Below are 22,746 nucleotides of genomic sequence, written 5' to 3'. Positions count from 1 at the left end.
AAGCCATCAGCCACGCGCGGCGTCTATTTCACCGATTTCGTACCTGTTGCGCATTGATCGCGTCAGCTCGAATGCGGAACACCCACCTGCAGACGGAAGCCCCTACCGTGCAACTCATCGATAACCGAGCGTTGATCAACGATGCCTTGAGCCAGTCTGCGGAACTGACGGGAGGACGCTTCGATCATCGCTACTGGTTGAGCAAGGTAGCGGACGTGAAGCTGCTGATCATCTCCAAGCCCGAAGTGCTTTTCGATCTTTCGGTCAAGGTGTACATCCCCTTGCCGTCAGGGCAGAAAACGCCGCTGACCTACGGCGATGGCTGGTTCAACTGGCACTTTCTCGGCAGCAAGAGCGCGGTGGTGACCATCGCCCGGGAAATCCTTTCGATCGCGATGCGCAATCAGAAAGCACCATCGCCTGTGCTACAGGCCTGGCTGACCCAGCTGGTGACGTTCAAGCACAGCGACCACACGATCGCCGTGCTTGAACCCGAAGCGCAGCAGGACCTGGCCGGCCGTTAAGCCGATTCCCCCGTCCCCAGCGCGGCCTCTTCATAATCGAGTTCGCGCAGCAGGGTTTGCAGCATCTGCTCGTCGATCTCGTGCCGTTTCCTCATGCGGTACATTTCCTTGCGCTGCACCGCGATGGCTTGAACGCGAATGACCCGCTCCAACGTCATGGTTTCACGGGCCTGGTTTGCTCGACCGTGATGGTCCATCAACGCTTCGATGTCGTGACGGTATGACTCGGTGACCCGCGCGGTCACCTCGCTGCGCAGCAGTGCGCTATCGGCATCCTCCACCGGGTTGGCCTGCTTCCAGCCCTCCAGCCAGCTGACCGCCGCCTGAGCAGCGAGCCGTCGTGCCTTTTTCAGCTCTTCCCTGTGTTCTTCGAAATCGTTGTTGGGTAGCTGCTTGAGGAAGTAGGGAATGCCCAGCGCACCGATCAGCAAGGACAGGATGATCACTGCCGCGGCGAGGAAGATCATCAGATCACGGCCTGGAAACGGTGTATCGCCGATCATTAACGGGATCGACAGCACACCGGCCAGGGTAATCGCACCACGCACGCCCGCAACCGCATTAAGCGCGGAAAACAACCGCAGGGGTTTGGGCTGAACCGTCCTGCCGAGCAGACGCCGTACACGGGCTTCGCTCCAGTGATAGCCATAAACGAAGGTAAAGCGGATGACCAACAGCAGCGCCATGATCGCCAGTGCACTGAATACCAGCATTGGCATGCTGTAACTCCCCTCGCCCGCTGCTTCCCATACGCGCTCCACGATACGCGGGAACTGCAGGCCCAGCAGCAGAAACACCAGGCCGTTGAAGCTGAAGTCGAGCATTTCCCAGACGCTGCGGTTCAAAATTCGGGTACTCGTCTTCACAGGCAGCATGTCGATACGGCTCTGCACCATGCCCGCTGCCACCGCTGAGAGAATTCCGGACATCCCGGCATGCTCGGCCAGGAAGAAAGCGGCGAACGGCAACAGGAGAATCATCACTACGTAGGTCGAGGGATCAAACAGATCCCGTGCGGTCATCCACTGTTTGGCCTTGCCTACCGACCAGCTCAGTCCCGCACCAATCGCGAGACCGCCCAGCGCGATGACGAAGAACTCGCCGGTAACGGTAACCAACGAGAAAGAGCCGGTGATAGCCGCAGCCAATGCGAATTTGAAGGAAACCAGGCCGGTGGCGTCGTTCATCATCGCCTCGCCTTCGAGCTGATGCGCCATATGTCGCGGCAGCCGACCCTGGCCAATGGCGATGACTGCAAGTGCGTCGGTGGGCGAAAGAATGGCTGCTAACGCAAAGGCTGCGCCAAGCGGAATGGCTGGCAGCAGCCAGTGAATGAAATAGCCCACCACCACCAGGATGATCAGCACGAGCACCAGCGCCATGGCGGTCATTTCCGCGCCGTGCTCGGTGAACTCGCGCTTGGGTATCTTCCAACCGTCATAAAACAGCAACGGTGGAATGAACAACAGCATAAAGATCTCGGGCCGTAGCTCGACGCCCATGCCGAACGGTGGGAGCGCGAGCAGGCTACCCATGATGATCTGCAGAATTGGCAGTGGCAGCGGAACGACATTGGCCAGAATGCGGCTGGCACCCACTGCAAGCAGCAGCAGGAAGATGAGGTAAAGCGTTTCCATGGGGGCGGGCTGGTCTCGACAGGAAAAATAGGCGGGGCGTGCGACCGTTGCGCACATACGACGAAAGTATAGTCAGGAGGATTTGGAATATCCGCTTCGGCGGTCATATCCGTCCGAACTAAACGCTGCGAACTCGACGCCCGGTGTGCTAAAGCACAGACGTCACCGTGCCGGCACCCCGTCACGCCTCGGGGAGGCTTTTCTGAATCAACGGCCGCACCGCCCGTCGAAAAAGTCCAAGCCGCCATACAGAGTGTCCAGCCGCGACGACAACGCGGACCCCAATGTCCCGTGGACTGGACAGAACACACCTCAGCCGCAGCGCTGTGTTCAGCCTGATCGTCTTCATGCTAGAGCGGTCCGGCTGCAATCTTGTGACCGGTCATCGGCGGTTGAACCTTGCTCTGTTGAGCTGGCACAGCTTTGGCTCAGCCACTACGCCCGGCCAGTGGTTCTCGGGCATCACCTCGTGGCGTCAGTCATGAAGGCATGACAACAAGAACAAGGAAACCCACATGAAAGCATCCTGTGCAAAGCGTTTTCGCAGCGCAGCCTCTCCGCGGCTGCTGTTGGCATCGCCCGCCCTGCTGGCGTTGGTGATTGCCGAGCCAACCCTAGCCGCTAACTGCAGCGAATTATCCGGTGCGCAAATCCCTGCTTCGGCGATCGCTCTACCCACATCGGGCGCGAGGGTCACAGCCGCGACCCTGAACCCAGGCGGTGGCAGCGCACCACAGACGTTTGGCCCACATTGCGATCTGAGCGTGGAAATCGCTCCGGTCGACCCAAGCGCACCCAGCATCAAGATGCGCATCGTCCTGCCTGAACAATGGAACAGCAAAGCGATGATGTATGGCGGTGGCGGCTACAACGGCACCGTCCCCAATGTTGCCGGCAACGTCCCGGCCGGGCCGATCGACCAGCCGACGCCACTGGGCCGCGGCTATGCGGTATTTGCCAGCGACTCGGGCCACGTCGCCAACCCGGTTCATCCGGGTGACTTCGCCTGGAACGAGGAAGCCTTGGCCAACTACGGCCACGACGCCCTGAAAAAAACCCGAGATACGGCGATGTACCTGATCGAGCAACGTTATGGTCAGCCACCGGTTCGCAGCTATTTTGCCGGAGGCTCCACAGGGGGCCGAGAGGCGCTTGCAGTGGTGCAGCAGTGGCCGAAGGATTTTCAGGGCGCAATCGTGCTCTACCCGGCCTACAACGCCGCCGCACTGGATTTGCAGTTTGGCCGCATTACCCGCGCGTTGGCTGCGCCAGGCGCCTATCCCAGCCTGGAAAAGCGTGCCGCGCTACTGGAAGCCGCGATGCAAGCCTGTGACGGGCTCGATGGCGTGCGTGATCGGGTGATCAGCCACCAGGCGGCGTGCAACGCCCAATTCGATCCAGCAACAGCCAAGCTCAACGGCCGTCCCTTGCGCTGCCGTGACGGGGCTGACACAGGTAGCAGCTGCCTGTCCGACGCGCAGATCAATGCGCTCAAGGTGTTCGATACGCCGATTCGTTTCAGTCAGCCATTGGCCAGCGGTGAACGCGGCTATCCCGGCTTCAATACCTGGGGCACCGACCTGGGCCGTCCCGGCGAAGGCCTGCAACTGGTGGTCAATCGGCTTGGCCTCAACACGCTGCAGCCCGACTATCCGATGCCGGTACACGGCACGGGCTTCGCCGAAGGCGCGCCCTACCATTCAGGGTTCTGGGACGAGTGGGTGCGCTACTTCGTGACCCGCAACCCGGCATTCAATTCCCTGACTCTGGACCCGACCGACCTCGGTCCGTGGCAGGCGCGAGTCGATGCACTGTCGCTGCGTCAGGACGTCAACCAGACCGATCTGTCGGCATTCGTTGCCAACGGCGGCAAGATTCTGATGGCCCATGGCACCTCGGATCAGCTGGTCAGCACCCGCGCCACGGCTGAATATTACCGGCGCGTGCAGCAGGACATGGGCGTCGGACAGACCCGCCGGTTCATGCGCTACTACGAGATTCCCGGCTACGCACACGCGGCCAGCACCGTCTTCAATGCCGCCTGGGATTCACTGACCGCGCTAGAGAACTGGGTCGAACGCGGCGTTACACCCAAGCGTCAGGTCGTCACCGACACCGTCGCCGTACCCGGTCGCACCCGCCCGCTTTGCGAATACCCAGGCTGGCCGAAGTACAAGAGGCGCGGCGATGTTAACGATGCCTCCAGCTTTGTCTGCGTGAAGAGCCACAAAGGCCTCAACTAGAGCTGCATCGAAGCCGCGCCCCACACATCATCTGGTAAGCGCGGCGACCGGCTTCCAGCCGATTGGACAGCGTTTGGCCTGCCCTGACGAACATGTCCAGCCAAACAGACAGCGCTGCCCTACCCGTTTTGTGGCCGTGCGGTCCTTGAGGTAGTGACTGCAGGGCTCTGGCTAGGGCTCGCCACCCGATGACGGTGGAATGCCGCCACTGCCGGTGCGCCTGGCACGGCATTCGCTATTCACTGAAGGCAAACCTGGCGACACCGAACCAATAACAACAAAAGGAAGCACCATGACAGACCTCCGCAATTTCGCCCGCAACCTGCTCTGTGTCAGTGTTGCACTGAGCATCACCGGCCCAGCCAGCGCTGCGTTCCTCGATGACAGCAAAGCCAGCGTCGAGCTGCGTAACTTCTACATGAACCGTGATTTCCGCCAGAGTGGCGCACCGCAGTCTGAGGCGGACGAGTGGGCCCAAGGCTTCATCATGAAAATCGAGTCGGGCTACACCGACGGGCCAGTCGGTTTCGGCGTGGATGCGCTCGGCTTGCTGGGCGTCAAGCTCGACTCCAGCCCGGATCGCTCCGGCACCGGCATCCTGCAGCGCGATTCGTCCGGTCAGCCGTCTGATGACTACGGCACTGCCGGGCTGACCGCCAAAGCGAAGATGTCCAACACGACCCTGCACGTCGGCACCCTGCAGCCGATCATGCCGGTGGTGATGCGCAACGACAGCCGCCTACTGCCAAGCATCTACCGTGGTGCCTGGTTGCAGAGCAAGGAAGTCGACGGGCTTACGCTCGACCTCGGCATGCTCGACCGCACCAGCTATCGCGACTCGTCAGATTACGAAGAGATGACGGTATTCACCGCGGGAGCACGCAACATCGTGTTGGGCAATGCCAAGACCAGCGACGAGTTCTTGTTCGCTGGCGGCAAATACCAGTTCATGCCCGAACTGACCGGTAGCTACTACTACGGCGGCCTGGATGGCATCTACAAGCAGCACAACACGCAGCTGGTCCACATCATGCCGCTCGGTGAGAACCAGAGCTTCAAGACCGACCTGCGCTATGTACGCTCCACTGATGACGGCGGCAGCAACGTCGACAACAACGCCTTCGGCGCGCTGTTCACCTACAAGATCGGCGGCCATGGCTTTACTGGCGGTTACCAGACGTTGAGCGGCGACACTGGCTTTGCGTACGTCAGCGGCGGCGACAACATGCTGATCAACCTGTTGCAGATCAATGACTTCGGCAACGAAGACGAGAAGTCATGGCAGGTCCGCTACGACTATGACTTTGCTGCTGCTGGCATCCCCGGGCTGAGCCTGATGACCCGCTACGTGTCCGGTGACAACGTCAACCTGGCCGGCGGCGGCGAAGGTGAAGAGTGGGAACGCGACACGGATATCGCCTATGTGGTCCAGAACGGACCGTTGAAGAACCTCGCCATGAAAGTGCGTAACGCCACGGTGCGCAGCAACTTTGGCAGCGACATCAACGAAACTCGCGTGATCCTTAGCTACACCCTGGCGCTCTGGTAAGCGTCCTGAGCAGCACCGCAATACCTCCTCGTTGATCTTTTACCGGGCCCCTGCGGCCCGGCTTTTTTCATCCAAATCAACGTTGCGCGGTTCAATCGCAGAGAAACGCCATTACCGGCCGGGTGAAGGCGTCGCTCGCCTCGACATTGGACAGGTGCGCAGCATCCAGCTCAATCAGCCTCGCCCCGGCGACATGCGCCTGGATAGAGCGCCCGTGCTCAGGTGTCGTGACCGGGTCCTTGCTGCCGCAGACAACCAGCGTCGGCACCTTGATCGCCCCCAGCTGCTCGCGGTAATCGGCATCACGCACGGCCGCGCAGTTGGCGGCATAGCCGGCTGGCGAGGTGTTGGCGACCATCTGAGTGATGCGACCCACCTCGACGGGATGCTGCGCCGCAAAGTCGTGCGTGAACCAGCGTGCGACAGAGGCGTCACGCATGTCGCGCATGGCCTGCTCGCCACCGTGCAATACGCCGTCGATACGCTCGTTCCAGGCTTTATCCGTGCCGATCTTCGCGCCGGTGTTGCAGAGCACCAGGTGGGTTAGGCGTTCACCGGCATGGATACCCAGCCATTGACCGATCAGGCCGCCCATGGACAGACCGCAGAAGGCGAAGTGATCGATGGACAAGGCATCGACGAGGTCGAGCACATCCTGTCCGAGCTGCGCGATGGTGTAAGGGCCAGGCGTGACGGACGAGCTGCCGTGACCGCGGGTGTCATAGCGCAGCACGCGAAAGTGTTGGCTGAACGCGGGGACCTGTGCATCCCACATCTCGAATGTCGTGCCCAGAGAGTTGGAAAGCACCAGCACAGGCGCATCCACCGGGCCATCGAGGCGGTAATTCAGTTCGCCGTCGGCGAGTTTGATGCTGGGCATGGGAGCCCTCCTGAACGTCGAGTTAGAGGTGGCAGCGCACGTGCACGGAAGATGCTGTGCCTGCAATCACACCAGTGCCGTGACGCGGCAAACGCCGTTGCGGATAGCGCTGGTGGGCTGAAGCCCACCCTACTGATCCTCCTGGAAGTCGGATTTATAGGTATCCGCGAATGAGTAAGACGGCCGTTGTACAAATCATGCCGAGGCCAAGCCCATCACAGCTGTGAGAGCAATGGTGGGCTGAAGCCCACCCTACCAGCGCGCAGCACAGTTTCTGTAGGGTGGGCTTCAGCCCACCACGGCGCGCCTCTTAAACTCTCTCAACCGCCAAGGCCAGGCCCTGCCCCACACCGACGCACATGGTCGCCAGCCCCAGCTTGCCGCCGCTCTTCTCCAGCGCATGCACGGTGGTCAGCACCAGCCGCGCACCGCTCATGCCCAGCGGATGGCCAAGCGCGATGGCGCCGCCCTGCGGGTTGACCTTCGGGCTGTCGTCTTCGAGGCCCAGATCGCGAGTGACGGCCAGCGCCTGGGCGGCGAAAGCCTCGTTGAGTTCGATCACATCGAAGTCGCTCACGGCCATGTTCAGCCGCTCGCACAACTTGCGCACTGCCGGCACCGGACCGTAGCCCATGACGCGTGGCGCGACACCCGCGCTGGCCATGCCGAGCACCCTGGCGCGGGCTGTCAGGCCGTATTTCTGCACCGCCTCGGCGCTGGCCAGGATCAGCGCCGCCGCGCCATCGTTGACGCCCGAGGCATTGCCGGCTGTGACTGTCTTGTCCGATCCATTGACCGGCTTGAGCTTTGCCAGCGCTTCGGCAGTGGTATCCGGGCGCGGGTGCTCGTCGGTATCCACGACGGTGTCGCCCTTGCGGCCTTTGATCACCACCGGCACGATCTCTTCAGCAAAGAACCCCGCCGCTTGCGCTTTGCCGGTGCGCTGCTGGCTGCGCAGGGCGAAGGCGTCCTGATCCTCGCGGCTGATCCTGTGCTCTTCAGCCACGTTGTCGGCGGTCTGCGGCATGGCATCGACGCCGTACATCTCCTTCATCTTGGGATTGATGAAGCGCCAGCCGATGGTGGTGTCTTCGATTTTCTGGGTCCGGCCGAACGCAGTATCAGCCTTGCCCATGACGTACGGTGCGCGGCTCATGGACTCTACGCCACCCGCGATGGCCAGCTCCATCTCACCGCAAGCGATGGCGCGAAAGGCACTGCCCACGGCATCCATACCCGAAGCGCAGAGGCGATTGAGGGTCACACCCGGCACCGTTTCCGGCAGGCCGGCTAGCAGCGCGGCCATACGCGCGACGTTGCGGTTGTCCTCGCCGGCCTGGTTGGCGCTGCCCATGAAGACCTCTTCGACCGCCGCCGGATCGAGCCCGGGGTTGCGTTCGAGCAGCGCCTTGATTGGCGTGGCAGCCAGATCGTCGGTTCGCACAGCGGCCAACGCGCCGCCGAAGCGGCCAATGGGCGTGCGGACTGCATCACAGATAAAGACGTCGCGTGTCACTCGTCACCTCCAGCTTGTCCATGGGCGGCAGCGGTGCGTGCCTCCAGGGCGCGCAGCGCTTGCAGTTCAGTTTCGGTCGGTGCCGCGGTTTCGCCCAGTTGAGCGGCGAAACGAATGGCCCAGCCGGTGTTCTCGGTCACCTGTTCGCGGGTCACGCCCGGATGCAGCGAGGTCACCATGAATTCGTTCGACCCCGCTTCGGGCTCCATGATGCAGAGGTCAGTGATGATCCCAACCGGGCCATTGCCGGGCAGCCCGAGCTGCTTGCGGTGCTCACCGCCCTCGCCGAAACCGACCGAGGTGATGAACGCCAGCTTGTCGACGAAGGTGCGATGCGACTGCTTGAGGATGATCAGCACCTTTTTCGCCGACCCGGCAATTTCCGGCGCACCGCCCGCCCCTGGCAAGCGAACTTTCGGTTGGTGATAGTCGCCGATCACCGTGGTGTTGATGTTGCCGTACCTGTCCACCTGGGCAGCACCGAGAAAGCCCACATCAATACGTCCGCCTTGCAGCCAGTAGCGGAAAATCTCTGCGGTGGGGACCACGGTGTCGGCGGTCTCCGCCAGTTCGCCGTCACCAATGGAAAGCGGCAGTACCGAGGGCTTGGCGCCGATCGGGCCGGACTCGTAGATCAGCACCACGTCCGGCGCATGGGTCAGGCGCGCCAGATTGGCCGCCTTGGAGGGCAAACCAATCCCGACAAAGCACACGCTGCCATTTCCCAGGCGACGCGAGGCGGCCACGGTCATCATTTCGTTGGTGCTGTAGTCATGGACCTGAGCGCTCATCACTTGGCCTCCTGCTGCGCGGCCAGCTTGGACTGGAACGCTGGGAAATCTTCGGTACCGCGAATGAATTCATCGAGCCAGGCAGTGAAGGTGTCGCGGTCACGGGCAATCGGGTCCCACTGCTGGTAGAAGCGGTTGTCGCGCTCGTAGTAGCCATGCGCGTAGGACGGATGCGCGCCACCGGGCACCAGGCACACAGCACTCAGGGCCCAGCTGGGCAAGACGCAGGCATTCATCGGCGCCTGCAGGTCGTCGACGATCTCCTCGACGGTGACGATGCAGCGCTTGGCGGCCAGGACCGCTTCCTTCTGCACGCCCAGAATGCCGGCAATCAGTACGTTGCCCTTGCGGTCGGCCTTTTGCGCGTGGATCACGGTGACGTCCGGGCGGACGCTGGGGACCGCCGCCAGCGTTTCGCCAGTGAAAGGACAGTCGATGAATTTGATCATCGGGTTGACCTTCGGCAGATCGGAACCGAGGTAGGCGCGCAGCACGGCGAACGGCAGGCCGGACGCGCCGGCGACATAGGCGTTGGCCAGATCCGCATGGCTGCGTTCTTCAATTTCCAGCGGCAGCGGCCACTGCTTTTCCACGGCGTCACGCAGGCGGTGCAGCGAGCCGACGCCGGGATTGCCGCCCCAGGAAAACACCAGCTTCTTCGCGCAGCCCGCGCCGATCAGCAGGTCATAGACCAGATCAGGGGTCATCCGTACCAGAGTCAGGTCTTTCTTGTCCTGGCGGATAAGCTCGTGGGCGGCGGCGGTGGGAATCAGGTGCGTGAAGCCTTCAAGCGCAACGGTATCGCCGTTGCTGACGAAGCGATTCACTGCTTCGCGAAGGGACAGGAGTTCGGCCATGGGTCTGTCTCGTGTAGATAGCGAATGCGCGTGATGCGCTTGCAACCCACACTAGCCATCGAGCCCCAGCAGAACAATCCGATGATCGACTAGCTGTGCGATTAGCGAACACAAACCGTTAACCCTCCCAAGGCTGGTCTGCCCTTGGCCAACCGTCGTATCAGTGGAACAAACGGGTACTCAGTTCCTTGCTAGCTTCCAGCAAAACCGGCAGGAAGCGCGTTTCGAGCTCCTGCTTGGTCATGCGGCTGGCGTGGGTACCAACGTTTAGCGCGGCCAGCACTTGTCCAGCGGAATCCTTCAGCGGCACGGCCAGCGAACGCAGGCCAACCTCCAGCTCCTGGTCAATGATCACCCAACCCTGCTGCCTGATCTCGGCGATCGAGGCACGGATGGCTTCAGGCGTATGCAGTGTGCGGCTGGTCTTGACCTGCAGGTTGGCGTGTTCCAGATAGTCGTCCAGCGCGGCATCGTCCAGCGCCGCCAGCAGGATGCGGCCCATTGAGGTGCAGTACGCAGGCAGCCGGCTGCCCACGCTGAGGTCGACTGAAATCAGCCGCTGTGGCGTGGCAGAACGCGCCACGTAGAGCACTTCATCGCCTTCCAGCGTGGCCATGGAGCAAGCTTCGTGCAGCTCGTTGCTGAGCCGATCCAGAATCGGCTGGGCAGTCACGGCCAAGGGTGTTGATGAGAGGTACGCATGGCCGAGCGTCAGCACCTTGGGCAGCAGCGAATAGGTGCGTCCGTCGGTGGTCGCGTAGCCCAGCTTGATCAGCGTGTACAGGCAACGCCGCACTGCCGCACGGGGGATCTCTGTGCGGTGGCTGATCTGGGCAATGGTCAGATGGCGTTTGCGTTCCTGAAACGCATGAATCACCGCCAATCCCCGCGCCAGGGAGGTCATGAAGTTCGGGTCGCCAGTCAGGGCCTCGATGCGTTTGGCCGGCGACGCAACGATGGCCGGCGCCATGGACGGGAGATTGGAGCGGGATTCGTCGTTCACGGCGGGCGTCCTTGGCGGATAAGCGATGGGCGATTATCGTCCTCGCGTCCGATAATCGCAAAGCCACCAGGCGCTGATTCGGTTACTGCAGTCGCCAGCTGTGGTTGAAGATCAGACGGTTCTTATCGCGTTCTTCGTTGAAGGACTGGCGAACGGAGCCAGCCGTCAGAGCTGGCTCATGACCGCTGTGATTTTCTCGGCCAAAGCGTCCATATCGAATGGCTTACCGAGTCTGGGCAGATTGCCCGCGCGCCCGCCAAGCTTGTCGGCGTAGCCGGTGGCGAGGATAACCGGCAGGTGCGGATACCGCTGCTGAATAAGGTCGGCCAGCTGAGCACCAGTCATCTGCGGCATGGCCTGATCGGTCACCACCAGATCGATTTTTTGTTGCGTCAGTACCTCCAGCGCTTGCTCGGCCGACTCCGCCTCGATCACCTCGCAGCCAAGCTCTTCGAGCATTGCGGCGGTCGTCATCAGCACCAGCGGGTCGTCATCGACGGCCAGCACTTTCAGCGCCATGAGGCAATGCGACCCAGGCGGTTGGGCACCTTTGTCTTCCGCCGGCACAGGCACATTGACCGCAAGCGGCAACCACAGCTCGGCAGTCGTGCCGCTGCCCTTCTCACTTTTGAGCAACAGGCGCCCACCCGACTGAGCGGCCAAACCGTGAACCATCGAGAGGCCGAGGCCGGTGCCCTTGCCAACGCCCTTGGTGGTGAAGAACGGCTCCATCGCCTGTGCAAGCGTTACCTCGTCCATCCCCGCGCCTTCGTCGGTCAGCGCCAGGCACACGTAGTCGCCCGGTTCCAACGAACCGTCCTTTGTATCCAGCCGGTGTTCGCGCGCAGTGATGATGACGGTGCCGCCGTTGGGCATGGCGTCCCGTGCGTTGACCGCCAGATTCAGTAGCGCCAGCTCGACCTGGTTGGAATCTGCCAGGACGGGCTTGAGTGAAAGTGGAAAGCGCGTTTCGATTGCGATCCATGGGCCAAGCGACTGTCTGAGCAGATCCGCCATACCGCGCACCAGCGCGGAAAGATCAACCAGCTCAAGATGCAGCTCCTGGCGCCGCGCGTAGGCCAGCATGCGCTGGGACAGCGATATACCGCGCTGCGCGCCGCGAATGGCGTTGTCCAGCAAGGGGACAATTCTCGGATCGCCGTTGACCCGCCGGCGTACGATCTCCAGCCCGCCGACCACCGCCATCAGCAGGTTATTGAAATCATGAGCGATACCGCCAGTCAGCCTGCCGAGCGACTCCATTTTCTGCGCCTGGAATAGCGCCTCGCGCGCGTCTTCCAGCGCACGCTGGGCCTCGACACTATCGGTGATATCGCGCGTCACCTTGGCGAATCCCATTAACGCGCCGGTGTCGCTGCGGATCGGGTCAACCACCACGTTCGCCCAGAACCGCGAGCCGTCCTTGCGGACGCGCCAGCCCTGGCTTTCGAATCGGCCATCGCGCAACGCCGTGGCCAGGCCACGCTGCGGCGTGCCTTTCTGCCGATCCTCCTCAGTGAAGAACAGCGAGTAGTGCTGACCGATGACCTCCTCGGGCTGATAACCCTTGATGCGCTGCGCGCCCGCATTCCAGTTGGTGACGACACCGGTCGGGTCCAGCATGTAGATGGCGTAGTCAGTGACGCTTTGCACCAGCAGCCGAAACTGCTGCTCGCTCTGCTTCAGCGACTCTTCCGCCAGTTTGCGCTCGGTGAGGTCGCGGGTGATTTTGGCGAAGCCGAGCAGTTCGCCGCTGGGCGAGCGAATCGGGTCGACCACAACATGACACCAGAAGCGTGAGCCATCCTTGCGCATCCGCCAGCCTTCGCCCTCAAAACGCCCGCTGGCCGCCTGGTCGAGGGTGCGTTGAGGCATGCCTGCGGCAAAGTCTTCGGGGGTGTAGAAACGGGAAAAATGCTGGCCGATGATCTCGGACTCTTCATAGCCCTTGAAGCGCTTGGCACCTGCGTTCCAGCTAACGACCCTGCCGTCGACATCGAGCATGTAGATGGCGTAGTCGGTCACCGCATCGATTAGCAGGCGGTATCGATCATGCAGCTCCAACGACGCGTTCGACGAGGCAACCCCTTGCATTCAAATATCCCTGGCCGATTGTTTTAGTCGGGGTTATGACCAGCACAGGGCGCAAACAGAAATGCGCAGGCGGTCGGCTTCCAACAGCATAGGCATTCGCACGGCGCAAGAGTTCGGCCACCGGCCGCTGGGCGGCCGGTTACCGAACCCTTTCGGGCGATGCCAACGGCCGAGTTCAGACCGGGCCCTGTGGGTAGTTCGGTTCCGCGCGAAGGGTGTCAGCGATAGCCTGCGCCGCCACCGAAAGCTCGTGGCCGGGCTTGGTCAGGATGCCCACCGGCTTCTCGATCACGGGATCGCTCAGCGCCACGCAGCGTGCGCCGAGTTCGAGCATCTGCGCCCGACATAACGCCGGCACGGCGCTGACACCCAGGCCGCTGGCGACCATACGTCCGACCGTCGCCAACTGATGACTCTCGAACTGAACCGGCAACTGACGACCGCGCGGACGCAGATGGTCTTCGAGCATGACGCGCACCGTCGATGGCCGCTGCAAGGTAATGAAGGGATGCTCGAGCAACGCGTCCCAGCTCACTTCGGCCTGGCTTGCCAGCACCGAATCGGCCGGCACCACCGCCACGAAACGGTCGGTGTACAGCGGGGTGAATGTCAGCGGCGTGCTGGGTTCAGGCTCGAAGGCGATCCCGATTTCTACCTGGCGGTCACGAACCATTTCCATCACCTGCTCGTTGATCACGTCATGCACGGTGACGCTGATCGAGGGGTAGCGGTCGCGAAAGGTGCGCAGTACGGCTGGCAGCAGATTACCGGCGAAGGACGGCATAGAGGCCAATGCCACCCTGCCCTGTTTCAAGGTGAAACGCTGCCGCAGCTCGTCTTCGGCGTTGTCCCAGTCGGCGAGCAACCGACGCGCCAGGGGCAGCAGCGCCTCGCCTTCGGGCGTCAGGCTCACCGCGCGCGTGGTACGGCTGAACAGGCGACCTCCGAGCCCGTCCTCCAGCGCCTTGATGGTCAGGCTCAGCGCCGATTGCGACAGGTGCAGCCGCTCGCAGGCCTGAGCGAAGCTCAGGGTGTGGGCCACAGCGAGAAACGCACGGACTTGTTTGACGGTCATCGAATCGGATCCGGGAGAGCGCATGACGGCGCTTTGTTTCGTTTTATCAATCAATCGCGCTTAAAAATCAACTTAACAAATCCGACACACAAGAGAACACTCGACTGCAGCTCACCAAAAACAACCCAACAACAAAAAGGAATCGTTTATGGCTGGTTTCGACAAGCGCGTGAATTCCTATGCCGAGGCGCTCGACGGGCTCGAGGACGGCATGACCGTGCTCGCCGGTGGCTTCGGTCTGTGCGGCATTCCCGAGAACCTGATCGCCGAGATCAAGCGCAAGGGCACCCGTGACCTGACGGTGGTTTCCAACAACTGCGGCGTCGACGGCTTCGGCCTGGGTGTGCTGCTGGAGGACCGGCAGATCCGCAAGATGATCGCCTCCTACGTAGGTGAAAACGCGCTATTCGAAAAGCAGCTGCTGGATGGCGAGCTGGAGGTCGAACTGACGCCTCAGGGCACGCTGGCTGAAAAGATGCGGGCAGGCGGCGCCGGCATTCCCGCCTTCTACACCGCCACCGGATACGGCACTCCCATCGCCGAAGGTAAGGATGTCCGTGAATTCAACGGCCGGCCGCATATCCTCGAACACGCCATTACCGGCGACTTCGCCATCGTCAAAGGCTGGAAGGCCGACCGCTACGGCAACGTCATCTACCGCCACACCGCACAGAACTTCAACCCGCTGGCGGCCGCAGCCGGGAAGATCACGGTGGTCGAAGTCGAGGAGATCGTCGAGCCCGGTGAGATCGACCCCACCCAAATCCACACGCCCGGCATCTACGTCGACCGCATCATCTGCGGCACCTTCGAGAAGCGCATCGAAAAGCGCACCGTCCGCACCTAATCAAAAGAATAAGAGGAATCGACGATGGCACTTTCCCGTGAACAAATGGCCCAGCGCGTCGCCCGTGAGCTGCAGGACGGCTTCTACGTGAACCTCGGCATCGGCATCCCGACCCTGGTCGCCAATTACGTGCCCGAGGGCATGGAAGTGATGCTGCAATCGGAGAACGGCCTGCTCGGCATGGGCGCGTTTCCCACAGAAGACGAACTCGATGCCGACATGATCAACGCCGGCAAACAGACCGTCACCGCACGCGTCGGCGCCTCCATTTTCAACTCCGCCGAATCCTTCGCAATGATCCGAGGCGGGCATATCGACCTCACCGTGCTCGGCGCCTTCGAGGTCGACGTGCAGGGCAACATCGCGTCCTGGATGATCCCGGGCAAACTGATCAAGGGCATGGGCGGCGCGATGGATCTGGTCGCCGGCGCCGAAAACATCATCGTACTCATGACCCACGCCTCCAAGGATGGCGAGTCCAAGCTGCTGCCCAAGTGCACGCTGCCGCTGACCGGCGCCGGCTGCATCAAGCGCGTGCTGACCGATCTGGCCTATCTTGAAATCGAGAACGGTGCCTTTGTCCTCAAGGAACGCGCGCCCGGCGTGAGCGTTAAGGAGATCGTCGCCAAGACAGCCGGCGAGCTTGTGGTGCCGGATCATGTGCCGGAAATGACGTTCTAGACACGCATGCATTGCTTTGGGAACGCAAGCCAGACCCATCGCGAATGTGAGGGTTAGTGGCTGGTGATCGCCAGCAAGCTGGCTCCTACGGGCGTACGAGTCGGCAACACATGCGTTGACCACCCCGTGATTTAGAAAACGACACACCGGCATCACAACAACATCCAATTCAAACTGGAGCGCGAATATGCAAGACGTCGTCATCGTCGCAGCAACCCGTACCGCCATCGGTACCTTTCAAGGCGCACTGGCCGGCATCCCAGCGCCGGACCTGGGCGCCGCCGTCATCAAGCGCCTGCTCGAACAAACCGGGCTGGACCCCGCCGAAGTCGATGAAGTCATCTTCGGGCAGGTCCTCACCGCCGGCTCCGGCCAGAACCCCGCGCGCCAGGCTTCGATCAAGGCGGGCCTTCCCCACGCGGTGCCGTCTTTCACGCTGAACAAGGTCTGCGGGTCCGGCCTCAAGGCGCTGCATCTGGCTACGCAAGCGATTCGCTGCGGCGACGCCGAGGTGATCATCGCTGGCGGTCAGGAAAACATGAGCCTGGCGCCCTACGTGCTGCCCAAGGCCCGCACCGGGTTGCGCATGGGCCACGCCGAGCTGGTCGACTCGATGATCAGCGATGGCCTCTGGGATGCCTTCAATGATTTCCACATGGGCATCACCGCCGAGAACCTGGTCGACAAGTACGGGATCAGCCGCGAAGCCCAGGATGCCTTCGCCGCGTCATCGCAGCAGAAGGCTGTCGCAGCCATCGAGGCCGAACGTTTCAAGGACGAGATCACGCCCATCGAGATTCCGCAGCGCAAAGGCGACCCCCTGCGCTTCGACACCGATGAGCAGCCCCGTGCCGGCACTACCGCCGAGTCGCTGGCCAAACTCAAGCCGGCGTTCAAGAAGGATGGCTCGGTTACCGCCGGCAATGCCTCCAGCCTCAACGATGGCGCCGCCGCGGTACTGCTGATGAGCGCAGACAAGGCCAAGGCCCTCGGTTTGCCGGTGCTAGCCACGATCAAGGCCTACGCCAATGCTGGCGTCGACCCGGCGATCATGGGCATCGCGCCGGTTTCGGCCACCCGCCGCTGTTTGGACAAGGCAGGCTGGTCGCTGGACCAGCTGGACCTGATCGAAGCCAACGAGGCCTTTGCCGCCCAGGCGTTGTCGGTCGGCCAGGAACTCGGCTGGGATGCGAGCAAGGTCAACGTCAATGGCGGCGCGATTGCGCTGGGACATCCCATCGGCGCGTCCGGCTGCCGCGTACTGGTCACGCTCCTGCACGAAATGATCCGCCGCGACGCGAAGAAAGGCCTTGCCACGCTCTGCATCGGTGGCGGTCAGGGCGTCGCGCTGGCTCTCGAACGTCACTAAACGGACAACGCCGGCTTATAGAGGAGGACCGACACCACGCCGTGCAGGCTCACCAAACCCTAGCAATAAATAGGCGCACGCCACGCACGTGCGCCGCCTATAAAAAAGAAGAACAACACAGGATCAACGACCATGCTCAGTTCCGTTACCGCTTTGAGCGTCAAGCTCATTCAGCGATACCTACCCTCACCCTTCGTTTTTGCGATTCTCCTCAGCCTCATCGTGCTTGCCGCGAGCATGCTCGTCACCGGCCAGGGCCTGCCTTCAATGGCGAAACACTGGGGCACCGGCTTCTGGAACCTGCTCACCTTCGCCATGCAGATGGCGCTGATTCTGGTGACCGGCCACGCCCTGGCCAGCGCACCCGCCATCCATCGCCTGCTCGCAGGCCTGGCACGGACCGCACGCACACCGGGCCGCGCCGTGGTGCTGGTCACACTGGTGGCCTTGGCCGGCTCCTGGATCAACTGGGGTTTCGGTCTGGTGATCGGCGCGGTGTTCGCCCGCGCGCTGGCACGTGAAGTAAAAGGCGTCGATTACCCGCTGCTGGTCGCCGCGGCATATTCGGGCTTTCTGGTCTGGCACGGCGGCCTGTCCGGTTCAATTCCGCTTTCGCTGGCCACCGGCGGCGCAGATCTGGAGCGCATGTCTGGCGGTGTCGTGACGACCGCCATCGGCGTCGGTGACACCTTGTTCACTGCCATGAACCTGACGATCATCGCGCTGCTGGTCATCGGTTTGCCGATCCTTAACTGGGCCATGCATCCGAAAGACCCGAAGGTCGCGGACCCGGCGAAACTGCTCGATCCCGCCCATGAGTCCCTGCCGCGCAACACCCTGGCGCAGCGCATGGACGACAGCCGTATCCTCAACCTGATCATCATTGCGCTGGCTGTGGTCTATTTCGGCTACTACTTCGCCGAGAACGGCTTTGCCCTGACGCTGAATATCGTCATCGGTCTGTTCCTGTTCATCGGTCTGGCACTGCACGGCTCGCCGGAGCGCTACATGCGCGCGGTGCAAGACGGCATCGGTGGCATCAGCGGCATCGTCATCCAGTTCCCGTTCTACGCGGGCATCATGGGGATGATGATCGGCGCCAATGCCGAAGGGCTGTCGCTGGGTCGGCAGATCACCGACACCTTCATCGCCTGGTCATCGGCCGATACCTTCCCGGTGCTGGCTTTCCTCAGCGCCGGATTGGTCAACGTGTTCGTGCCGTCGGGTGGCGGTCAGTGGGCGGTGCAAGGGCCAATCATGCTGCCAGCCGGCCAGGCGCTAGGAGTGACGCCAGCCGTCACGGCCATGGCGATTGCGTGGGGCGATGCCTGGACCAACATGATCCAGCCATTCTGGGCGCTGCCCATTCTCGGCATCGTCGGGCTCGGTGCGCGCGACATCATGGGCTACTGCCTGCTGATGCTGGTCTATTCGGGCATCGTCATTTCAGGCTGTCTGTATTTCTTCGGCTGATGCGAAGTCCGGTAGGGTTGATGTCGCTTTTTACATCCACCGTGGCGCCGCTTAGTGGATCGTCACTCGGTGGATCGGTGAAGCGTGATCCACCCTACGTGAGCATGGAGACTGCGCAGATGGAAACGTTCTCTTCAGCTCGGTAGGGTGGATGTCGCTTTTTACATCCACCGTGACGCCGCTTAGTGGATCGTCACCCGGTGGATCGGTGAAGCGTGATCCACCCTACGTGAGCATGGAGATGGGTGGGCCAGGGTGCTTTATCTGTAGCGCTTTGACCGGCTGCCTCTACTTCTTCGGTTGTTAATAACTAAGGACGGCACTTTGAGGGCTGACCTGCGCAAATGAAACCCCACCAATGCGGGGTTTGCCTTGAGATCGATTTGAGCGATCTGGCGAGATCAGGCCGCGTCAGATGCGGAACTGGCGCACCAACCCACCCAGACGCTCACCCACATTGGCCAGGTTGCGTGCGGTCTGCGCGCCCTGCTGAGTTTCTTCCGCAACGTTCTCAACGGCGGTGGCAATTTGATGGACGCTGCGGTTGATCTCTTCAGCCACTGCGGTCTGCTCTTCCGCCGCGCTGGCGATTTGCGCGTTCATGCCGTTGATGGTGGCGATCAGGTGGGCGATGGCGTCCAGCGAAGCGCCTGCCTGGTTGGCCTGGGCACTGCTGGCATCACCCGCCTCGCTGGAACGACTCATGGCGGCGACGGCCTGTTTGGCGCCGGTCTGCAAGCGATCGATCATGCCCTGGATTTCCTGGGTGCTCTGCTGGGTGCGGCTGGCCAGCGCACGAACCTCGTCGGCTACGACCGCAAAGCCACGTCCCGCCTCACCGGCACGCGCCGCCTCGATGGCAGCGTTAAGCGCCAACAAGTTGGTCTGCTCGGCGATCGAGCGGATCACGTCGAGCACCCCCACGATGGCATGCACATCCTTCTGCAGCGCATCGAGCGAAGTGCCGCTGCTGCGGATCTCTTCAACCAGCGAGTGAATCTGGCGAATGCTGGAATCCACCACGGCTTTCGCCTGTTGGCCTTCCTGATCGGTCTGTTGTGCAGCTTCAGCGGCGCCTTGGGCGCTATGGGCGACTTCCTGCGCCGCGGCCGACATCTCGTTGATTGCCGTGGCGACCTGATCGGTTTCCTGGCGCTGGGTCTCCATGGCTTTCTCGGAGCGCTGTGCCTGGGAAGCGACCTCGGCGACCATGCCGGTCAGTTGGCCGGTCAATTCCGCGACCTGGCTGACCATGGTGTGGATCTTGCCGACAAAGCGGTTGAACGAGCCGGCCAGCTGGCCCAGTTCGTCATTGCGATCTTCCGGCAGGCGGTGAGTCAGGTCACCATCACCAGCGGCGATGTCATCGAGCTGAGCGCGAATAACCTGGATCGGCTTGACGATGGAGTTGCTGATCACCACACCTGCGACACACAGCGCCGCCAACATCACGCCGGCGATGACCAGAATGCTGGTGATGATCGACTTGACTCGGCCATCGATTTCCGTCCTCACCTTGCTCAAGGCCGACTCGATATTGTCCAGGTTGATCGCCGTACCCAGCGCCAGGTCCCACTTGGGCAGGTAGTAGCTGTAGGCAAGTTTCGGCACCGATACCTTGTCGTTACCGGGCAACGGCGATGAGTAATTCACGAAGTAAGTGTTGTTTTTCGCTACGGCCACCAACTCACGATTGATGTAGACGCCGTTGGAGTCGCGACGGTCGCTCAGGTTGGAGCCCACATCCACCGGGCTCTCGCCGCGGAACAGCCGAACCACATTGGAGTCATGGCCGAAGAAGTAACCGTCTTTGCCGAACTTGATCTTCTTGAGGATAGCGATGGCCTCGGCACGACTGGCCAGATCCCCTTGCGCGGCCGGCTCGTAGAGGTGAGCCACGCTGCTCACACCAATCCGCATGTAATCCTCGAGTCGTGTCCGAGCATCGTCGATCATCCGCTCGCGGGCTGTCTCGATCTCTTCTTCGGCCAAGGAATTGAGAATTTGCGCAGCTGCACCGCTCAGAACCAACGCGAACAGCGTGACGGGCACCAGTGCGAGAAGCAGGACTTTAATTTTCAAGGTGAGACGCATGGAGTGGCATCCAAGATGTGTGAGTACCGATGAGCCATCGGCTGACCGAGTGGGAACTTGACGCCGATAAAACGTCTCTGGTTGATCAAGCGACGAACAGCACGCTTTCCGAAAAAAACAGCAATGGCAGCGCTTCCCTTCTCAGCCCTGACTTTCCATGAGCCGCGGACAGCCGAAACCAAGCGCCCTCCATCAGTGCGCGATTTTGGTGCGTGCGGCAACCTGACGCGTCTACTTCCCAACCGTTTTCCAAAATCTCAGCAAACGCCTCTACGACGGCCGTTTCGCTTGATTTTCTTGGATTTTCCGCCCGTCCGGATTGGTTATCCGAACGGATAAACGGCGCAACTTTCTCTAACAACTCTGTGTCGCAGTTAGCAGACCATGCACAGGTTTTGTGTATTGAAAATTGTTCGCAACAGAGCTGCGTTCCGGCTGGTGCGGGTGACTTCCAGTGATGCGGCAACGGCTCTTGTTCGGTATGGAGTGGGTCGACGTTCACCGTTCCGAGGGACGGTTGTTAATTGTTCAGGGATAGGGAAAAAGAACGATGCTCTTCAATTCAATGGTGTTCATCGCCGGGTTCCTTCCGGTGGTGCTTCTGGGCTTCATTCTCCTCGCAGGCTCCGGCAGACAACGTTACGCCGCGATCTGGCTGACGCTGGCATCACTGGTGTTCTATGGCTGGTGGAACCCCGCTTACGTGCCGCTGCTGGTGGGCAGCATGGTGGTCAACTACCTGATCGGTGGTTACCTGATGCGGCGGCCATCGCGGAGCCTGCTGGTTCTCGGTGTGGCGGCCAATGTCGCGTTGCTGGGCTACTACAAGTACACCGGCTTTCTCTTTGGCACGCTCGACAGCGCCTTCGACCTCGGATGGTCCGTGGGCGACATCATCCTGCCGCTGGCGATCTCGTTCTTCACGTTCCAGCAGATCGCCTATCTGGTCGACGCGCACGACGGTGAAGTTGCCGAGCATGATTTCGTCAATTACTGCCTCTTCATCAGCTTCTTTCCGCAGCTGATCGCCGGTCCCATCACCCATCACGGCGAAATGCTCAAGCAGTTCAACGACAGCAGCACCTTTCGCCCGCGGCTCGACAATATCTCGCTGGGCCTGACCGTCTTCGTACTCGGCCTGTTCAAGAAGGTAATCCTCGCCGACCCGCTGGGTGAAAACGCCTCGCCGATCTTCGCGATTGCCGCCGATGGAACGGTGCCTTCGCTATACGACGCCTGGTACGGCGCGCTCAGCTATACGTTGCAGATCTACTTCGACTTTTCGGGCTACAGCGACATGGCGATCGGCCTGGGATTGATGTTCGGCCTGCGCTTGCCGGTCAATTTCAACAGCCCGTTCAAGGCGCATAACGTCATCGACTATTGGTCGCGCTGGCACATGACGCTGACGCGCTTCCTCACGGCCTACATCTATAACCCCATCGTGATGCGCATCACCCGCGCACGGATGGCCGCCGGTAAGCCGTTGCCACGGCGAGGCAAGATGAGCCTCGGGACCTTTGTCGTACTGATCGCCTACCCCACCGTGCTGACCATGTTCATCTCGGGCGTCTGGCACGGTGCGGGCTGGCAGTTCGTGGTGTTCGGTCTGTTGCACGGCTTCTATCTGGTCGTCGTCCACGGCTTCCGCGCCTACAAGGCGCGCCGCGGTTTGCCGCTGGACAGCGACAAGCTCTGGCATCACACCGGCGCAGTCCTGTTGACTTTCTTCTGCGTCGTCGTGGCCATGGTGTTTTTCCGGGCCAACAGCGTGACCGCGGCGGTGGCGATGCTATCAGGCATGGCTGGCTTGAGCGAACTGAGTACGGATTTCGACAAGTCCGACTACCTCACCGTGGCCGTACTGCTCGCCTTTGTCTGGTTCATGCCCAACGTGCAGCAATGGATGGCCGGCTTCCGCACTGCTCTGGACGCCCAACCGCGCGAGAACTGGCTGCTGCGCTGGTTCCCGGTCGCGGTATGGAGCCCGACGCCAGTCATCGGCTTGGCCGTGGGCGTGCTGGGCTTCTTCGCCCTGGCCGTTGCGTTTTCCGTGGCCCCTACCGAATTCCTCTATTTCCAATTCTGAAACCGTCTACAAGTAAGGAGTGAC

The 22,746-nt window shown here is 61.6% G+C and carries 17 protein-coding genes; 8 read left to right on the top strand and 9 right to left on the bottom strand.

Annotated elements, in window-relative coordinates; genetic code table 11:
• The first annotated feature begins 107 nt into the window (after positions 1-107).
• Complete coding sequence (locus ACQKEK_RS10050; RefSeq protein ID WP_499142405.1) at positions 108-524, top strand: hypothetical protein; 417 nt, start codon at positions 108-110, stop codon at positions 522-524.
• On the opposite strand, the gene ACQKEK_RS10045 is transcribed toward ACQKEK_RS10050, so the two are convergent.
• Complete coding sequence (locus tag ACQKEK_RS10045) at positions 521-2,161, bottom strand: Na+/H+ antiporter (RefSeq protein WP_128120802.1); 1,641 nt, start codon at positions 2,159-2,161, stop codon at positions 521-523. The two genes, ACQKEK_RS10050 and ACQKEK_RS10045, sit on opposite strands and share 4 nt — an antisense overlap.
• A gap of 515 nt (positions 2,162-2,676) precedes the next feature.
• Here ACQKEK_RS10045 and ACQKEK_RS10040 point away from each other — a divergent pair.
• Together ACQKEK_RS10040 and ACQKEK_RS10035 are read left to right on the top strand one after the other, a co-directional pair.
• Positions 2,677-4,404, top strand: coding sequence for a tannase/feruloyl esterase family alpha/beta hydrolase (locus ACQKEK_RS10040; protein WP_499142404.1), 1,728 nt, complete (start codon positions 2,677-2,679; stop codon positions 4,402-4,404).
• A 292-nt stretch (positions 4,405-4,696) separates the two neighbouring features.
• Positions 4,697-5,953 (top strand): OprD family porin, encoded by a 1,257-nt coding sequence (locus ACQKEK_RS10035; RefSeq protein ID WP_499142403.1) that lies wholly within the window; start codon positions 4,697-4,699, stop codon positions 5,951-5,953.
• Positions 5,954-6,044: 91 nt separating this feature from the next.
• Here ACQKEK_RS10035 and pcaD read toward each other — a convergent pair whose 3' ends face one another.
• The 7 genes from pcaD to ACQKEK_RS10000 form a co-directional block, all read right to left on the bottom strand.
• Positions 6,045-6,833 carry a 3-oxoadipate enol-lactonase gene (gene pcaD / locus ACQKEK_RS10030; protein ID WP_499142402.1) on the bottom strand — a complete coding sequence of 263 codons (789 nt, stop codon included), beginning with the start codon at positions 6,831-6,833 and terminating at the stop codon, positions 6,045-6,047.
• A gap of 310 nt (positions 6,834-7,143) precedes the next feature.
• The gene (pcaF, locus tag ACQKEK_RS10025) at positions 7,144-8,349 is read right to left on the bottom strand and encodes a 3-oxoadipyl-CoA thiolase (RefSeq protein WP_499142401.1); all 1,206 of its coding nucleotides are present in this window, start codon (positions 8,347-8,349) and stop codon (positions 7,144-7,146) included.
• Entirely contained in the window at positions 8,346-9,140 is a 795-nt protein-coding gene (locus tag ACQKEK_RS10020) for a CoA-transferase subunit beta (protein ID WP_499142400.1), read from the bottom strand. Before ACQKEK_RS10020 ends, pcaF begins: the two co-directional genes overlap by 4 nt.
• On the bottom strand, positions 9,140-9,997 hold the full coding sequence (locus tag ACQKEK_RS10015) for a CoA transferase subunit A (RefSeq protein ID WP_128120807.1): 858 nt from the start codon (positions 9,995-9,997) through the stop codon (positions 9,140-9,142). The genes ACQKEK_RS10020 and ACQKEK_RS10015 overlap by 1 nt, the downstream gene beginning before the upstream one ends.
• A gap of 160 nt (positions 9,998-10,157) precedes the next feature.
• Positions 10,158-10,967, bottom strand: a complete 810-nt coding sequence (locus ACQKEK_RS10010) for an IclR family transcriptional regulator domain-containing protein (protein ID WP_177327104.1) — start codon at positions 10,965-10,967, stop codon at positions 10,158-10,160.
• A gap of 198 nt (positions 10,968-11,165) precedes the next feature.
• Complete coding sequence (locus ACQKEK_RS10005) at positions 11,166-13,094, bottom strand: hybrid sensor histidine kinase/response regulator (RefSeq protein WP_499142399.1); 1,929 nt, start codon at positions 13,092-13,094, stop codon at positions 11,166-11,168.
• Positions 13,095-13,269: 175 nt separating this feature from the next.
• Positions 13,270-14,169 carry a LysR family transcriptional regulator gene (locus ACQKEK_RS10000; RefSeq protein WP_499142398.1) on the bottom strand — a complete coding sequence of 300 codons (900 nt, stop codon included), beginning with the start codon at positions 14,167-14,169 and terminating at the stop codon, positions 13,270-13,272.
• Positions 14,170-14,317: 148 nt separating this feature from the next.
• Here ACQKEK_RS10000 and ACQKEK_RS09995 point away from each other — a divergent pair, with 148 nt between their 5' ends.
• The 4 genes from ACQKEK_RS09995 (at position 14,318) to ACQKEK_RS09980 (ending at position 18,539) form a co-directional block, all read left to right on the top strand.
• The gene (locus ACQKEK_RS09995; RefSeq protein WP_491818281.1) at positions 14,318-15,016 is read left to right on the top strand and encodes a CoA transferase subunit A; all 699 of its coding nucleotides are present in this window, start codon (positions 14,318-14,320) and stop codon (positions 15,014-15,016) included.
• Positions 15,017-15,040: 24 nt separating this feature from the next.
• Positions 15,041-15,697, top strand: a complete 657-nt coding sequence (locus ACQKEK_RS09990) for a CoA transferase subunit B (protein WP_499142397.1) — start codon at positions 15,041-15,043, stop codon at positions 15,695-15,697.
• A 187-nt stretch (positions 15,698-15,884) separates the two neighbouring features.
• Positions 15,885-17,066, top strand: coding sequence for an acetyl-CoA C-acetyltransferase (locus tag ACQKEK_RS09985; protein WP_499142396.1), 1,182 nt, complete (start codon positions 15,885-15,887; stop codon positions 17,064-17,066).
• Positions 17,067-17,198: 132 nt separating this feature from the next.
• Entirely contained in the window at positions 17,199-18,539 is a 1,341-nt protein-coding gene (locus ACQKEK_RS09980) for a short-chain fatty acid transporter (RefSeq protein ID WP_499142394.1), read from the top strand.
• Between the two features lie 411 nt (positions 18,540-18,950).
• Here ACQKEK_RS09980 and ctpM read toward each other — a convergent pair whose 3' ends face one another.
• Positions 18,951-20,633: a methyl-accepting chemotaxis protein CtpM gene (ctpM, locus tag ACQKEK_RS09975; RefSeq protein WP_499142393.1), complete on the bottom strand. Its 1,683-nt coding sequence runs from the start codon at positions 20,631-20,633 to the stop codon at positions 18,951-18,953.
• Positions 20,634-21,183: 550 nt separating this feature from the next.
• Here ctpM and ACQKEK_RS09970 point away from each other — a divergent pair.
• A complete protein-coding gene (locus ACQKEK_RS09970) occupies positions 21,184-22,722 on the top strand; it encodes an MBOAT family O-acyltransferase (RefSeq protein ID WP_499142391.1) in 1,539 nt (512 codons plus the stop codon).
• The last annotated feature ends 24 nt before the right edge of the window (positions 22,723-22,746 follow it).

Source organism: Pseudomonas sp. NPDC077408, from assembly GCF_050269105.1.
In the GTDB taxonomy this organism is placed as follows: domain Bacteria; phylum Pseudomonadota; class Gammaproteobacteria; order Pseudomonadales; family Pseudomonadaceae; genus Stutzerimonas.
This window is presented reverse-complemented; position numbering and strand designations above follow the sequence as displayed.